Below are 14,996 nucleotides of genomic sequence, written 5' to 3' on the forward strand. Positions count from 1 at the left end.
GTACCACCTACGTGCAACTATGACTGAGATTGTAGCCAACCTAGAAAGTTTTTAGTGACAGAGAAATACTTTGTAATCCCGGCTTCTCGCAAAATATCTTGAACTTCCGGTATGCCAAATTCTTTGACGTTACCGCTGAGAAATACTTTGGTTTCTGTAGAATGCGATCGGGCATGACTGAGGATACAGTGTAGAATCAAATTGTCTGTTGGGTCTTTTTCGATCAAAGTTTCGTTTAAGCTTGCTTCGATAATCTCTGGATTTAATGCAATCATTTCTGCATTTCGCGACATCAGACTTATCGCTTCCCGCAAGCGAAATTTAATTTCATCTATTCGATACCCATAGTAAACTAATGACTCTTCTAAGTGAAAATATAGAGATGTGGCGTATTCAGATGTCACATCTCGCTTTGTTTCGCTAACTTGACGACTTAGCTGTTGCCCAAAAGAGTTTTGTCGCTTCAACTCATCTTCTAAAGCTGACAAAGCCTCCATGTAACCAATGCTCGGTATTACCAACTGAACTGATGAGGACAAATCCCTGAGCAACATAATTGCTTCAGCCTCACGCCCTGTAGTAATACTCATCAGAAAGTTGGTCTCGATATATATAATTGCCACCTAATTCCACTCCTGATTTTGTTGTTCCACCTGCAAGTAACGGCAGCAAACCGATGGCTGCTATCTGTTCCGATGCTGGCGGGTTTTCTGATTTCCAGTTATAATCTAAGTCATGCAGCCACGATTGAATCACCGTCTCAATGGTACTTTTAAAGAGCCATTTACTGCCAAACATAGGCATATAATAGCGACCTATTTCACCAGTATTGAGAGTGCAAACAGGCTCCGATAAATTCACACCATCCCATTTGAAAATCAAAATTTGTTCCGCGTCAATAAACATAGCATAGGGAACGAGCGCGTTTCTTTCAGACAGCTTTGCTAATACAGCTTTGAGCCAATCGATCGCGCGATCGACAATTTTCTGTTTCGCGGCTGCTTCTTGAGCTTGAATAATTTTAACCTCAATTAGCACGACTATGCGATCGTCCTTATCCAACGCGATGACATCAGCGTCTACAGGAAATTGTAATTCCCAGGTGTCAGTGTCCATGATTTCAGGTTTCCTAGCGATTTTGGATTAAAGAATTGACTCCACTATCAATTTTAGATTGTAGAGTTCTATTTTTTGCCCAGCAAAACTACAGCATAGGCTGCAATTCCTTCTTCTCTTCCCACCGGCCCTAACTTTTCGTTTGTAGTAGCTTTGATGCCGATTTGGTCTGGTTTTAATTGTAGGACAGCAGAAAGCCGATCGCGCATTTGCTCAATATGCGGTTTCAGCTTTGGACGTTCCGCCACCACCACCGAATCAATATTACCCATTTCCCAGCCTTTATCTAATATTAACTGATTCACTTGTGCGAGCAATACGAGACTATCAGCACCTTTCCATTTCGGGTCAGTTGGCGGGAAATACAGCCCGATATCTCCTAAGCTGAGAGCTCCTAGCATAGCGTCCATGATAGCGTGGGTAAGTACGTCGGCGTCGCTGTGCCCTAATAAGCCTAATTCGTGGGGAATGTGAACGCCGCCAAGGATGAGGGGGCGTTCGGGAACTAAGCAGTGAATGTCGTAGCCGTTGCCGATGCGGATGTTCATGTAAAATTGAGGTTTGGGAAGTATAGCAAAAAACAATTATTTCATATTTGCGGGGAGATAGCTGAAAAAGAATGGTCTTGATTTACGGACTTTGCGGTAATTGTAGCAAAGACATACAGATGTCGGTTGGTCAGTCTGTCTTCGACAAAAAAGTTGTTTTGCATCTATCTTATAGCTGCTCTCATTGTGGGGAGGCAATCGAGTTAGATGATACTCATGCTATACCTGACGAAATAAGAGAAGAGATTTTAGCCAAAGAAGGGAATTGGAACTTGATAGTTTTGGAAAAAGAACAACGTGCAACAGTTGTAACAAAAATCCTGGGTCAGGCTATGGAATTGTCATTAGCTGAAGCGATGAACTTAAAAAAGAAGATGCCTGGTTCTGTTTTTGTCGGAACTAAAGCTGAGACCGAGCGACTAAAACATCTTTTAGCTGCTGAAGGCTTGAAAGCTTCAATAACCAAAAGTGTAACTTAGTGCTGCCTGGGGAGTTTTATTAGCTTTAAAGTACTCATCATCCCTGAAGATCCAACTAATAACGGCTACATCCTCAAATCTTATTCTCCCCTCTCCTGCAACCACCGATCGTACAAATCGGATCGGCGCGATCGAGTTCTTTCAATTTGCTGTTCCCTGCGCCAGCGAGCAATTTCTGCGTGATTACCAGACAGCAACACGTCGGGCACCTTCAATCCCCGAAAATCCGCCGGTCGAGTGTACTGCGGATAATCCAAAAGTCCGTCCTCAAAACTCTCAAACTTTAGGGAATCTTCCTTCGCCACAGTTCCCCGCAGCAATCGCAAAACCCCATTAATCAAAGCTAAAGCCGGAATTTCGCCCCCCGTGAGCACAAAATCCCCCAAAGACACCTCGCGAGTGACCAAATGCAGGACTCGATCGTCCACACCCTCATAATGACCGCAAATCAAGACCAACTGATCGCGCGCGGCAGCCAACTCCCGAAACATCGCCTGCTGCATCGGTTCCCCCTGGGGAGTCAGCAAAATCACCTCGCGTCGCGGCAAAACCGGCAGCGACTCCACCGCAGCAAAAATCGGTTCCGGTTTCATCAGCATCCCGACTCCGCCCCCGTAAGGCTCATCATCGACTCGCTGGTGTTTGTCTGTGGTAAAATCGCGGGGATTGACAAAATTCACCTCAGCAATCTTTTTAGCTAAGGCTTTGCCCATCAGTCCCGACTCTAGGGGAGCCCGGAAAAATTCTGGAAATAGGGTAACAACGTCAAATCGCACAATTATTGGAATTTCATTGATACATCATCTCTAGTTTGACCTTTAGAGGGAGTTCAGTTTTCAGTAATTGCTTTATTCTTTATAATTTCTTATAATTTCTGAGAATTTTGGCAAGTTAAATTCTCTTCCTGTGTCCGCGGGCAGGTTTTGTACAAAAATAATCTGTTTTTCATGACAGCGACTGCAAGTAAACTCGCCCCCAAACAACTGCGGGATAGTGCGATCGGCGATCGCACCTCACTGGCACAAACAAAAATTTATTCTTAAAAAGCCCTATTGTACCCACAGCAACGGCAAAATTGAATTTCACATCCAACAGAGGAAGACACACCATGCAGCAGTTGACATCTCAAGCCCTTGAACACAATATTCCCCAGCGCACAAAAACCTCGATTATGGTCATCGGGGGAGCCGAAGACAAAGTTCACGGGCGAGAGATTCTGAACACCTTTTTTTGCCGTGCTGGGGGTGCAAACGCTCGGCTAGCGATCGTTCCGTGCGCTTCGCGAGATCCCGAAGGAATTAGCAACCGCTACCGCACCATATTTGACGAAATGGGCGTTAGCGCAGTCAAAGTAGTGGACATCCGCGAACGCGAACAAGGGGAAAACCCCGTCTGGAAAGATTACTTAGAAGACTGTACGGGCGTATTCATTACAGGCGGCGACCAACTGCGGCTCTGTGGACTGCTGGCGGACACCCCGCTGATGGAAAAAATTCGCAAAGAAACTCTCGAAGGCAAGATTACCCTCGCTGGCACCAGCGCGGGTGCTGCTGTGATGGGATATCACATGATTGCAGGCGGTGGGAGTGGGGCGTCACCAAACCGCTCTTTAGTAGACATGGCAAACGGACTTAACATTATTCCTGAGATCATCGTCGATCAGCATTTTCACAACCGCAACCGCATGGCTCGCTTGCTGTCGGCTGTGGCTTGCCATCCAGATCGCCTCGCTATTGGTATTGACGAAGACACCTGCGCCTTGTTTGAGGGAGACGATACTATGAAAATTCTCGGTAAAGGCACTGTGACTATTGTTGATTCTAGGGAAAATTTTTATACCAATGAGTCTATGGTAGGAGCGACAGAACCCTTAAGTCTGTTCAATATGCGCTTGCACGTTCTATGTCACGGAGATTGCTACAATATGCCCCTCGGCAAACCAATGCCATCAGGAGCCTGTTCCGAGTCTGGCTGGCCCCCCGAATGCCGCACAGCCAACTAACTTAGAACATCTCTTGTCATTGATTCGGCAGAAATTAGGCGGCATTCCGGCCGAATCATGGATACAAAAATAGAATAGATTCCGAAGCAGCCACGGTCTGACCCCAGGCCGAACCACAGAAAATTCTAGCTTTGGGCTTTGAGTTTTGGCTAGCCATTGGCCTGTACTTGTTTTTAGCCGATCGTAGGGGCATAAATTTTCAATTGGGTAGCCCATAACTGGAAATTCACTCCCAAACTGTTCGTAGCGAACAGTCGATCGAGCAATCTAGATCGAAATTGAATAAATGCTCCAATTATCTATAAGATTTCGCGCCCCATACCCCTCTAACTGCCATGAAAATACTTAAAATCCAGACGTTACGCGGCCCCAACTACTGGAGCATCCGACGCCAGAAACTCGTCCTGATGCGTCTGGATTTAGAGGAGTGGGCAGATAAAACCACAGCGGAAATTCCTGGCTTCTACGAAGGGTTGATCGCCGCACTTCCGAGTTTGAACGACCATCACTGTTCTCCAGGCCATCAGGGAGGATTCCTGCAACGGGTCAGAGAAGGGACAATGATGGGACACGTAATCGAACACGTCGCCCTAGAACTTCAGGAAATGGCAGGAATGCCGGTCGGGTTCGGTCGCACCCGCGAGACTGCGACCCCAGGCATTTACCAAGTAGTAATCGAGTATCAAAACGAACAAGCAGGTCGCTATGCAGCCCGGGCGGGCGTGCGGATGTGCCAAAGCATTGCCGAGACAGGCACTTATCCAGCAGCAGAATTAGTCCAAGATTTGAGAGACCTGAGAGATTTTGCTGCGTCGGCGGCCCTGGGGCCGAGCACGGAAACACTGATTAAGGAAGCAGAAGCGCGCGGCATTCCTTGGATACCTTTGAGCGCCCGGTTTATGATTCAACTCGGCTACGGGGTTCACCAAAAGCGGATTCAGGCAACTCTGAGCAACCGCACGGGAGTTTTGGGGGTGGAACTTGCCTGTGACAAGGAAGGTACCAAAAATATCCTCGCCAGCGCCGGTGTACCGGTTCCCAGAGGAACGGTGATTCATTATTTGGATGAACTCCGCGGGGCGATCGAAGATGTCGGCGGTTATCCGATCGTCCTCAAACCCCTAGACGGCAACCACGGCCGTGGCATTACGATCGACATCAATTCCTGGGAAGCAGCAGAAGAAGCCTACGACTTAGCCAGCGCGGCATCAAAAACAAAAAGCGTGATAGTCGAGCGCTATTACGTCGGTCGCGACCACAGAGTATTGGTAGTCAACGGGCAAGTCATAGCAGTCGCAGAACGAGTCCCCGCTAACGTCGTGGGTAACGGCAAGTCTACAGTAGAACAGCTTATTGAAGAAGTAAACCGCGACCCGCAGCGAGGAGACGGACACGACAACGTACTTACCCGGATCACGATCGACAAATTGTCCCTGGATTTGCTGCAAAAACAAGGATACGCGATGGACTCCGTAGTGCCGGCCGGCGAAAGAGTATTTTTGCGCGCGACAGCAAACTTGAGTACCGGTGGAATTGCAGTCGATCGCACCGACGAAATCCACCCAGAAAACGTCTGGCTGTTTTCCAGAGTCGCCAAAATTATCGGTTTGGACATCGCCGGGATTGACGTAGTAACTCCCGACATCTCCCAACCGCTGCGCGATGTTAACGGCGTCATCGTCGAAGTCAATGCAGCACCGGGTTTCAGAATGCACGTCGCCCCAAGTCAAGGTTTGCCCCGCAACGTCGCCGGCGCCGTCTTCGATATGCTTTTCCCCTCGCCTCAACCCAGCCGGGTGCCGATTTTAGCGGTAACGGGAACCAACGGCAAAACGACAACCACTCGCCTGCTTGCCCACATTGTCAAGCAGACCGGTCAGATTACCGGCTACACGACTACCGACGGCACTTACATCGGCGATTATTTGGTAGAAAGCGGAGACAATACCGGGCCGCAGAGTGCTCAATTGATTTTGTCTGACCCGACGGTGGAAGTGGCGGTGCTGGAAACGGCTAGAGGCGGAATTTTGCGATCGGGCCTCGGCTTCGATCAGTGCGATGTCGGCGTCGTCTTGAACGTCGCGGCCGATCACTTGGGAATTGGCGACATCGACACCGTGGAACAACTAGCCAAACTCAAGAGCGTCCTCGTCGAGTCGGTAATGCCCAAAGGCTATGCAGTTTTAAATGCAGACGACCCGCTAGTATCACAAATGGCGCAGCGTGTCAAGGCTCAAATTGCCTATTTTTCGATGAACCCGGACAACGAACTGGTTGCCAAACATACGGCTGCGGGCGGGCTGGCAGCGATTTACGAAAATGGGTATTTGTCAATCTTGAAAGGCGATTGGACGCTGAGAATTGAACAGGCTGTGAACGTGCCGCTGACGATGGGCGGGCGCGCGCCGTTTATGATTGCTAATGCTTTAGCAGCTTGTTTGGCGGCCTTTGCCCAAGGATTGAAAATAGAAGATATTCGCGCTGCTTTGTCCAGCTTCCAAGCATCGGTGGGTCAAACTCCCGGACGGATGAATTTGTTTAAATTGGGCAACTATCACGCTTTGCTGGACTACGCCCACAACCCCCACAGCTACAAAGCTTTGGGCAGTTTCGTGCTGAATTGGCAGGGACAGCGGATCGGGGTTGTCGGCGCCCCGGGCGATCGGCGAGATGAAGATTTTGTCACGCTGGGCAAACTTTCGGCCGAAATGTTCGATCGTATTATTGTGAAGGAAGATATTGACAGGCGCGGGCGAGAACCCGGTGTTGTGGCAAAGTTAATTTGCCAGGGAATTGCAGAGGCGATTTCTGCAGGAACCGCAAACAAATCTCAAGTTGAATACGAGTTGATTCTCGACGAAACAACGGCCGTTAACAAGGCTTTAGACGAGGCGCCGGCCGGCAGTTTGGTAGTGATTTTACCGGAAGGTGTCACGAAAGCTCTGGCTTTAATTGAAGCGCGGAAACCGATTAAGGAATCTGTGGTAAATGCCAGTAATGTCGATCGCGTTTCCGAGTCGCGAGACAGTTTAAAACCTTCGGTGGTTAACCAAGGCTAAACTCTGAAGTTTAATTGAATTAATAGGTTGGGTTTAACACCATTAAACCCAACCTATTTGTTTGAGAAATTACGTAATTCCTGATTTCTATGAAACCTGGTATACTTAAGAAAAACTTTGTAAATCTTCCTCAGATAGCTGAGCTATTTTCATTAATGCTCTCAAGGTTCCAACTTTCAAATCTTGATTTCGGTGAACAGGAATTGACAAAATTTGTTCTAATTCGGGGTTTTCATAGATATGATGACTGCCGGTAACTCTTTTCAAAACCCAACCTTTCTGCTCTACTATTTTGCAAAGTCGCTTGCCCGAAATAGATTTCATACAGCAATTTCCACAACTCGATCTGTGGAGGCAATTGCTTCACGACTATTAGCAACTTCGAGCCAACCTTCGATCGCATCTTTTAAATTAATTATTACTTCTTCTATCGTGTCTCCTTCAGTAATGCAGCCGGGAAGCGCTGGAACTTCTGCCCAATAGCCACCTTCTTCTGCGGGATGTACGATCGCTCTAATTTTCATACATTTATTGAGGTATTTTTCAAGCACTAAAGCCATAAAAACCCGGGTGCTACGCAAAATCTTCGTTGTGAACGATCGACTTTAAGGCAGAAGCCGGGTTTTTGACTCCGCCTGTATCTAGGAATATCGTCAAACATATTATAGCAAATATCAATAGTAAAGCGTCCTAACCGCCAAGGCGGTTGCTATAAAGCAAAATCGAGAGTTCGATCGCCAATCCGAACCGATCTAATTATAAAATAAGAAAAAAGCAAGCAGCAGGATTGAAACATGAATGAAGTCGATCGCACGCGTGTCGAAACATTCATCACACGCTGGGAAGGTTCGAGCGGTAACGAACGGGCAAAATACCAGTTGTTTTTTGCCGAAATGTGCGATGCGCTGGGAGTCGATCGCCCTTTTGATAAAGGCAGAATTCCTAACGATCCCTACTGCTTTGATAAGGATGTCAAAATCTTTCACCCCAGCGGCAAAGTGACTCCGGGGTTTATTGACTTTTACAAAGCCGAGCATTTTTTAATAGAGGCAAAACAGGGCGGAACAACGAGCAAAAAAGGAACGGCAAATCGCGGGACAAATACCTATTTGCGAGAGATGGAAAAAGCCTTTGTGCAGGCAGTTGCCTATACTCGAACTCTCACCAGTAAACCACCGTTTTTGTTAACTTGCGATATTGGCGATCATTTTGAATTGTGGATGGGGTTTAGCGGCGACTATGGCGGCTATGGGGCGCGGCGAGAAATCGGGTTAATCGAGTTGCAGAAAGCCGATGTTTTCGATTTGTTTGTCGATATTTTCACCAATCCGCAGCAGCGCAACCCGGAGAAGATTGCGGCGCGGGTGACGCGGGAAGTGGCGGCAGATTTGGCAGAGTTGGCGAAGGGAATGGAGGCGAATGTCGATCCGCAGCAAGTCGCCCAGTTTTTGATGCGCTGTATTTTTACTATGTTTGCTGAGGATGTGGGATTGCTGAAGGAACATCTGTTTACTCAGGGGCTAGAAACGCGGTGGATTCTCAATCCGAAGACTTTTAAGCCGGAGGTAGAGGCGCTGTGGGAGGCGATGAATGAGGGGACGAGTTTTGGCTTTCATGGCAAACTGTTGCGGTTTAATGGCGGATTGTTTGCGGATTCTGGGGCGTTTGCGTTGACGAAGACGCTGTTGGCGGTGTTGTTGCAGGCGGCGAAGCGGGATTGGTGCAATGTGGAACCGGCGATTTTTGGGACTTTGTTGGAAAGGGCGCTGGATGCGCGGGAAAGAAGTAAGTTGGGGGCGCATTATACGCCGCGAACGTATGTGGAACGGTTGGTAAAACCTGTGGTGATGGAGCCTTTGGGCGATCGCTGGATTGCGGTACAAGCGGAGGTTAAACAGTTGCTGAACGCGGGGGAATCGGAACCGACTGCAAATCAAAGGAAAAAGGCGCAATCAGTTTTAGAGGCATTTCTGACGGAGTTACAACAGGTAAAGATTCTCGATCCGGCCTGCGGATCGGGTAATTTCCTGTATGTGACGTTGGATTTGTTGAAAGGGTTGGAATCGGAGGTGTTGCGCCGCTTGGAAGATGTCACCGGATCGGCGCAGTTGCGGTTAGATATTGCTCAAGTTAATCCGAGTCAGTTTTTGGGAATTGAGATTAATCCACGGGCGGCGGCGATCGCAGATTTGGTGATTTGGATTGGGTATTTGCAGTGGCATTTTCGGCGGTTTGGCGATATTCCGCCGATCGAACCCGTGTTGCGGGAGTACAACAATATTGAATGCCGGGATGCGGTGTTGGAGTATGACGGGATAGAACCGGATGTGGATGCGGCGGGGAAGGTGAGAACTCGCTGGGGCGGACGGATGATGAAAAGTCCGGTGACAGGGGAAGATATTCCCGATCCGACAAACCAAGTAACAATTTATCGGTATTTGAATCCAAGGGCAGCCGTGTGGCCGGAGGCGGATTATATTGTGTCGAATCCGCCGTTTATTGGAAATGCTAGAATGCGCGATCGATTGGGGGATGGATATTCAGAAACGTTGAGAAAAGTTTATAAAGATGTGCCGGATACTGTTGATTTGGTCATGTATTGGTGGCATAAAGCTGCTGTTCTTGTTCGCCAAGAACACATCAAAAGATTTGGTGTGATTACAACCAATAGCATTCGACAGGTTTGGCAAAGAAAGATAATTGACATTCATTTACAAGCTTCTAAAAATCCACTTAACCTATTTTTTGCAATTGCAGATCATCCTTGGGACCAGGAAGGTGCAGCCGTCCGAATTGCGATGACAGCCGCTGAACTTAAGACTTTTAATCATACCACAGCCAAGGTAGGATATGTATTGAATGAAACGGAAGTAGGAATTCCTGAAGACATAGCTGATAATCTGAGTATTAAATTTATTCATGTCGAGCAAATACTCAGCAATTTAGATTCAGGTGCTAACCTTATCAGCACTCATAAGCTTAGAGCTAATCAAAATTTATCTTCCAAAGGCATGATGTTAGGTAGTCAAGGTTTTATAGTGAATCATAAACAGCTAGAATTACTGGAGTATTCTTCAATAAGTCTGCCATCAGTTATTAAACATTATCGTAATGGTCGAGATTTGATTCAACCTAAATCTGATATTTTTATAATCGATCTATTTGAGATAACAGAACAAGAGGTCAGAGTTCAATATCAAAAGATTTATCAATGGATACTTGAAAGGGTAAAACCCGATAGAATCACGAATAACCGAAAGGCATATCGAGATAATTGGTGGATTTTTGCTGAGGCGCGAGCCAAAATTAGACCTGCAATCAATTCACTGGCACGCTACATTGCAACACCAAGAACTACAAAACACCGATTTTTTACATTTTTAGATAAAGATATTTTTCCAGAAAGTGAAGTGATTATGATCGCCCTTGATGATGCTTATTTCTTGGGAGTTCTTTCCAGTAAAATTCATGTCATTTGGGCATTAGCAGCAGGTGGAGATTTAGGTGGAAATACACCACGGTACAACAACTCCGTTTGCTTCGATCCCTTCCCCTTCCCCGACCCCACCGACACCCAAAAACAAACCATCCGAGAAGTCGGAGAACGCCTCGACAGCCACCGCAAGCGAGTTCAAGCCACTCATCCCGAAGTCACCATCACCGGAATGTACAACCTCCTCGAAAAACTCCGCAAAGGCGAACCCCTCAACGACAAAGACAAAGCCTTCAACCAAAAAGCCCTAGTCTCCACCCTCAAACAAATCCACGACGAACTCGATGCCGCCGTATTTGCCGCCTATGGTTGGGAAGCCAGCCTCACCGACGACCAAATCCTGGAAAACCTCGTCACCCTCAACGCCCAACGCGCCGAAGAAGAACGCAACGGACTCATTCGCTGGCTGCGTCCCGACTACCAAGCCCCCGGCGAAACCTACATCCAACCATCCCTTGCAGGTATCACCACCGAAACCGAAACCGCCATTACTCCCACGGAACAACAACCTTTCCCCAAAACCCTCAAAGAGCAACTTTGGGCCATCCGCGACTTATTTCGCACCCAAAGCGGCGAATGGACAGCCGCCCAAGTCACCGCCCATTTCAAAGGCGCCAATCGCAAACAAAAAGTCATTCTCGACTGTCTGGAAAGCCTGGAAGATTTGGGGATTTTGCTCAGTCATAATGAATGTGGCGTGACTTTCTGGCACCTCGCAGAAGTTGGAAATGCCACATAAGCTTGGCTTGGCAATTGTTATGTCCAATCCTCCAAAACCAGTCCTAGGACTTGTGCAAAATCTTGTCGATTTCGCGTCACTAAAATTGAGTTATTAACCAAAGCAATGGACGCAATCCGCAAATCTTGTGTCCCAATTCGTATTCCCTGACGGCGCAGCATCAGATATTGCTCGTAAGCTGACTCGGTAAAATCCAGAACCAGAAAGTCGTTGAGAAATTTAACAGCCGATCTTAAACCCACATAAGCCCAAGTTAAGCGTTGCTTCTGTCCGGGTTGCGAAGCTTGACGAATTGCATTTAACCAGCCCTGAATCAATTCCTCAACATTGATGACAGTAATAGCCACATCGCTGGTATGGAGAGTTTCAAAACGTTGCAATATGAGTGGATTAGAGTGTTGTAGCAGTGTGATATGGTCGGTATCGAGAATATATTGAGTCATACGGCTTCAGACTCAGGAAAATCGATGTCAGCATTTCGATCGCGGCGATATGCTTCAACATAGTTCGTGACTTCATTCAGCAACGGATTACATCTCAAAAGAGGTGAAACATTCAACATCGGACGCGCCTCATACCAAGCAATCCGATCGTCAATTTCTGGCTGATTATCCAGATAAAAGCTAATCGCATCAAACACTTGAGCAGCCGTCACGAGTTGAAGTAACTTCTGTGGGATTTCTTCAGGCTTTATTCCCGATTTCCAAAACACCACAATATCCCGTACAGTAACTTGAGTGTCTGCAATAATCGGTTCCCCCTGCAAAACTTCAGGATTGCGGGTGACATAGCGAGAAAGGCTTGTAGATGATAGCGAACTGGTCATAACGACCTCATTAAAAAATGTAAACTAACCTTCATATTAACATAGTGGACAGAAGACACCTATCATGATTCATCTCTCTCATCTCTTCCTCTGTGTTCTCTGCGTACTCTGTGGTTAAATCATTCCGATCCAAATCAGAATTGATATTACCCCTTAACAACCGCCCACTGAGTCACCGGTGCAAGCGGTTTCCAACCCTGAAAAGAACCGATCGCCCCTACTCGCTGAATCCCAATTCTAATTAGTTCCCCGCCATAACGATCGTGCCATTGCAAAACTTTAAACTCGCTCTCAACAGTCACCGCATTAACAACTAATCGGCCGCCTTCACCTAAAGCCTTCCAGCAAGTTTCCAGCACAGCTTCTGCGGTGACACCGCCGCCGATGAAAATAGCATTCGGTTGAGGCAAATTTGTCAGGGCTTCCGGCGCGTCTCCCGCCACGATTTTGAGTTCGGGAACGCCGAAATTCGAGGCATTTTCAGCGATGTATTGCAATCGAGTCGGATGGCATTCGATCGCGATAGCCCTGCACCGAGGATGACTCCGCATCCATTCGATCGCGATCGAGCCGCAGCCCGCGCCCACATCCCACAGCAACTCTCCGGGAATCGGTGCTAACGTTGACAGAGTAACGGCTCTAACCTCCCGCTTGGTAAGTTGTCCGTCGTGGCGATAAGCAGCATCCGGCAAACCCGCAGTTCGGGGGAGGATAAGAGTTTGTCGATCGGCTGCAACTGCGATCGCGATCGTGTTCAAATCCGCCAACTCCGCTGCATTCCACGCTGCTGCTACCTCCTCGATCCGCCGTTCCGAGCCCCCTCCCATCCGCTCGAACACGGTCATCAAACTGCTGCCAAACCCCCGCTGCGTCAACAATTCGGCAACCTTTCCCGGCGTGTATCTGTCAGCGCTCAACACCAGCAAGCGCGCGCCCGGATACAAAGCAAGTGCGATCGATGCGATCGGGCGATTTGTCAAACTGAAAGTCTCAACTTGGGTCAGCGGCCAACCCAAACGGGCGCAAGCAAGACTAAAAGCCGATACCGCCGGAATCACAGTCATTTCCGAAATGGGAATCTGGCGCGACAGTGTTACCCCAATTCCGTGACACATCGGATCGCCGCTGGCTAGCACGCAGACAGACTGTCCCCGGCGGCGGATGATTTGATCGACTGTTGCTTGTATCGGCGAAGCCCAAAGCAATTGTTCGCGGGTGTCGTCGGTTGCTAGCATGGCTAGGTGACGGGCACCGCCGACAACGACTTGAGATCGATCGAGTAGGGTACGGGCGATCGCACTCAATCCCGATAATCCGTCTTCGCCAATCCCCACCACCGAAAGCCATTTGTGCATTGCGCCCTTATTGCTAATTACTACTTATCGATTCTAAAGAATAATATCGGATTTCCATTCATAATTCTTTCTTCTACTTGTTTCATCCCGAGTCTTTCTGCGACTTTTTGCGACTCAATGTTTGGGCGATCGCAACTTGCGACAAGATAGTTAAAGCCCAGTTCATCAAAACTATAATCCAATATTTTGGTTGATGCTTCAGTAGCGTAACCTTTTTTAAGTGCTTTCGGCAGCAGTGCGTAAACTAACTGGGGCTGTGCTTCTTCAAAAAAATACCACAAACCAACAAATCCAATAGTTTCTCGATCGCTCTTAGTTTCGATAAACCACAGACCGAATTGCTTTTGGGCCAACAGCTTTTTGTTTTCGGCAAGCATTTCTTCAACCTTTTGTAGCGACCAGATTTCGCCGTCGCACAGATATCTCCTCACATAGGAATCAGTGAAAATTCTATGAAGCGTGTTGAGGTCGCTCTCCACAATCGGTTTCAAAACTAATCTCTCTGTTTCAAATATCATGGGGATTATTTATGTTGGATTAAAGGGCGATCGCACCTATCAATATTAGTCCAGGACGCATGGGTGGTCAGAAACCGGGTTTTTTATCAGAAGATTGGGTTTAAAACCCCGTCCTTGTAGGACGGCTTTTTCCATTTTCAAGTAAAATAACACATCCATCTAAACAAATGAATATGGTAGAATAAGCAGATCAGACAAGATTTAAAAACCTACCCCCGGACTGGGGGAAAGTCTACGCCCAAAACATTCACAAAGGAGATATGACTACACACCTATGTGCTTTCCGTGGTCAGCCTGGGAACCCTATTACTAGGGATATTAAGATCGAAATGTCTTAAGAATCCTCGTGCCTTCAGGGCGAGGAGTGTCAAGAAAAGATGGGTTGCAGCCCGTAGATTCGGTAAAAAAGCCGGTTGCTTTGATAGGAGTGCGATCGCGAACTGTTTACCTTTGTAGTTGCGGTGTTTTCGCGGACGGATTCATGCGTCCATGACTGTCTGAAAAATTTTTTCCCCAAACAAAAAGCGCCCCTATTTCTAGGAGCGCTTTTTGTCAATCAATTGCTAAAACTTAGCCATTGATAGAAGGAGCAACCAAAGCTACGGGAGTTGTTTCACCAGCAGCCAAATCAAGCGGGAAGTTGTGAGCATTACGCTCGTGCATTACTTCCATACCCAAGTTAGCGCGGTTGATGACATCAGCCCAAGTATTGATGACACGACCTTGAGAGTCGATAATCGATTGGTTGAAGTTGAAACCGTTCAAGTTGAAAGCCATCGTGGAAATACCCAAAGCGGTAAACCAGATGCCGACTACTGGCCATGCACCTAACAAGAAGTGCAAGGAACGGCTGTTGTTGAA

14 protein-coding genes and 1 pseudogene are annotated in these 14,996 nt (G+C 47.6%); 4 read left to right on the forward strand and 11 right to left on the reverse strand.

Features of this window, described 5'->3' with window-relative positions:
* Positions 1-17: 17 nt before the first annotated feature.
* The 3 genes from QUB77_RS06280 to ispF all read right to left on the reverse strand — a co-directional run bounded on the left by QUB77_RS06280 (position 18) and on the right by ispF (position 1,664).
* Positions 18-590, reverse strand: a complete 573-nt coding sequence (locus QUB77_RS06280) for a PIN domain-containing protein (RefSeq protein ID WP_333170492.1) — start codon at positions 588-590, stop codon at positions 18-20.
* Positions 568-1,116 carry a hypothetical protein gene (locus QUB77_RS06285; RefSeq protein WP_333170491.1) on the reverse strand — a complete coding sequence of 183 codons (549 nt, stop codon included), beginning with the start codon at positions 1,114-1,116 and terminating at the stop codon, positions 568-570. The genes QUB77_RS06280 and QUB77_RS06285 overlap by 23 nt, the downstream gene beginning before the upstream one ends.
* A gap of 68 nt (positions 1,117-1,184) precedes the next feature.
* On the reverse strand, positions 1,185-1,664 hold the full coding sequence (gene ispF, locus QUB77_RS06290; RefSeq protein WP_333170490.1) for a 2-C-methyl-D-erythritol 2,4-cyclodiphosphate synthase: 480 nt from the start codon (positions 1,662-1,664) through the stop codon (positions 1,185-1,187).
* Positions 1,665-1,735: 71 nt separating this feature from the next.
* Between ispF and QUB77_RS06295 the strand changes: the two genes are divergently transcribed.
* Positions 1,736-2,143 (forward strand): hypothetical protein, encoded by a 408-nt coding sequence (locus tag QUB77_RS06295; protein ID WP_333170489.1) that lies wholly within the window; start codon positions 1,736-1,738, stop codon positions 2,141-2,143.
* An 80-nt stretch (positions 2,144-2,223) separates the two neighbouring features.
* Here QUB77_RS06295 and trmD read toward each other — a convergent pair whose 3' ends face one another.
* Positions 2,224-2,919 carry a tRNA (guanosine(37)-N1)-methyltransferase TrmD gene (gene trmD / locus QUB77_RS06300; RefSeq protein ID WP_333170488.1) on the reverse strand — a complete coding sequence of 232 codons (696 nt, stop codon included), beginning with the start codon at positions 2,917-2,919 and terminating at the stop codon, positions 2,224-2,226.
* A 332-nt stretch (positions 2,920-3,251) separates the two neighbouring features.
* Here trmD and QUB77_RS06305 point away from each other — a divergent pair, with 332 nt between their 5' ends.
* Both QUB77_RS06305 and cphA read left to right on the forward strand, forming a co-directional pair.
* The gene (locus tag QUB77_RS06305; protein WP_333041076.1) at positions 3,252-4,145 is read left to right on the forward strand and encodes a cyanophycinase; all 894 of its coding nucleotides are present in this window, start codon (positions 3,252-3,254) and stop codon (positions 4,143-4,145) included.
* A gap of 335 nt (positions 4,146-4,480) precedes the next feature.
* On the forward strand, positions 4,481-7,204 hold the full coding sequence (gene cphA / locus QUB77_RS06310; RefSeq protein ID WP_333170487.1) for a cyanophycin synthetase: 2,724 nt from the start codon (positions 4,481-4,483) through the stop codon (positions 7,202-7,204).
* A 105-nt stretch (positions 7,205-7,309) separates the two neighbouring features.
* Here cphA and QUB77_RS06315 read toward each other — a convergent pair whose 3' ends face one another.
* Together QUB77_RS06315 and QUB77_RS06320 are read right to left on the reverse strand one after the other, a co-directional pair.
* Entirely contained in the window at positions 7,310-7,528 is a 219-nt protein-coding gene (locus QUB77_RS06315; RefSeq protein WP_332970499.1) for a type II toxin-antitoxin system HicA family toxin, read from the reverse strand.
* Complete coding sequence (locus QUB77_RS06320; protein ID WP_293181169.1) at positions 7,525-7,728, reverse strand: type II toxin-antitoxin system HicB family antitoxin; 204 nt, start codon at positions 7,726-7,728, stop codon at positions 7,525-7,527. The genes QUB77_RS06315 and QUB77_RS06320 overlap by 4 nt, the downstream gene beginning before the upstream one ends.
* 270 nt (positions 7,729-7,998) lie before the next feature.
* On the opposite strand from QUB77_RS06320, the gene QUB77_RS06325 reads away from it, so the two are divergent.
* Positions 7,999-11,436, forward strand: coding sequence for a DNA methyltransferase (locus QUB77_RS06325; protein WP_333170486.1), 3,438 nt, complete (start codon positions 7,999-8,001; stop codon positions 11,434-11,436).
* 17 nt (positions 11,437-11,453) lie between these two features.
* Here QUB77_RS06325 and QUB77_RS06330 read toward each other — a convergent pair whose 3' ends face one another.
* From QUB77_RS06330 to QUB77_RS06350, 5 genes and pseudogenes are all read right to left on the reverse strand, one after another.
* The gene (locus QUB77_RS06330) at positions 11,454-11,879 is read right to left on the reverse strand and encodes a type II toxin-antitoxin system VapC family toxin (protein WP_333170485.1); all 426 of its coding nucleotides are present in this window, start codon (positions 11,877-11,879) and stop codon (positions 11,454-11,456) included.
* A complete protein-coding gene (locus QUB77_RS06335) occupies positions 11,876-12,262 on the reverse strand; it encodes a DUF433 domain-containing protein (protein ID WP_333170484.1) in 387 nt (128 codons plus the stop codon). The genes QUB77_RS06330 and QUB77_RS06335 overlap by 4 nt, the downstream gene beginning before the upstream one ends.
* Before the next feature lie 146 nt (positions 12,263-12,408).
* Positions 12,409-13,617 carry a precorrin-6y C5,15-methyltransferase (decarboxylating) subunit CbiE gene (cbiE, locus tag QUB77_RS06340; RefSeq protein WP_333170483.1) on the reverse strand — a complete coding sequence of 403 codons (1,209 nt, stop codon included), beginning with the start codon at positions 13,615-13,617 and terminating at the stop codon, positions 12,409-12,411.
* 20 nt (positions 13,618-13,637) lie between these two features.
* Positions 13,638-14,135, reverse strand: coding sequence for a GNAT family N-acetyltransferase (locus QUB77_RS06345; RefSeq protein WP_333170482.1), 498 nt, complete (start codon positions 14,133-14,135; stop codon positions 13,638-13,640).
* A gap of 570 nt (positions 14,136-14,705) precedes the next feature.
* Positions 14,706-14,996, reverse strand: a pseudogene (locus QUB77_RS06350) (photosystem II q(b) protein); the annotation flags it as partial.

Origin of the sequence: Microcoleus sp. AT9b-C3 (genome assembly GCF_036705485.1) — a bacterium.
GTDB lineage: Bacteria > Cyanobacteriota > Cyanobacteriia > Cyanobacteriales > Microcoleaceae > Microcoleus.

Coding starts and splice junctions, on each gene's coding strand:
- cphA (WP_333170487.1), top strand. CDS start 4,481: ATGAAAATACTTAAAATCCAGACGTTACGCGGCCCCAACTACTGGAGC.
- QUB77_RS06305 (WP_333041076.1), top strand. CDS start 3,252: ATGCAGCAGTTGACATCTCAAGCCCTTGAACACAATATTCCCCAGCGC.
- QUB77_RS06345 (WP_333170482.1), bottom strand. CDS start 14,135: ATGATATTTGAAACAGAGAGATTAGTTTTGAAACCGATTGTGGAGAGC.
- QUB77_RS06325 (WP_333170486.1), top strand. CDS start 7,999: ATGAATGAAGTCGATCGCACGCGTGTCGAAACATTCATCACACGCTGG.
- QUB77_RS06315 (WP_332970499.1), bottom strand. CDS start 7,528: ATGAAATCTATTTCGGGCAAGCGACTTTGCAAAATAGTAGAGCAGAAA.
- QUB77_RS06285 (WP_333170491.1), bottom strand. CDS start 1,116: ATGGACACTGACACCTGGGAATTACAATTTCCTGTAGACGCTGATGTC.
- cbiE (WP_333170483.1), bottom strand. CDS start 13,617: ATGCACAAATGGCTTTCGGTGGTGGGGATTGGCGAAGACGGATTATCG.
- QUB77_RS06295 (WP_333170489.1), top strand. CDS start 1,736: ATGGTCTTGATTTACGGACTTTGCGGTAATTGTAGCAAAGACATACAG.
- QUB77_RS06280 (WP_333170492.1), bottom strand. CDS start 590: ATGAGTATTACTACAGGGCGTGAGGCTGAAGCAATTATGTTGCTCAGG.
- QUB77_RS06335 (WP_333170484.1), bottom strand. CDS start 12,262: ATGACCAGTTCGCTATCATCTACAAGCCTTTCTCGCTATGTCACCCGC.
- ispF (WP_333170490.1), bottom strand. CDS start 1,664: ATGAACATCCGCATCGGCAACGGCTACGACATTCACTGCTTAGTTCCC.
- QUB77_RS06320 (WP_293181169.1), bottom strand. CDS start 7,728: ATGAAAATTAGAGCGATCGTACATCCCGCAGAAGAAGGTGGCTATTGG.
- QUB77_RS06330 (WP_333170485.1), bottom strand. CDS start 11,879: ATGACTCAATATATTCTCGATACCGACCATATCACACTGCTACAACAC.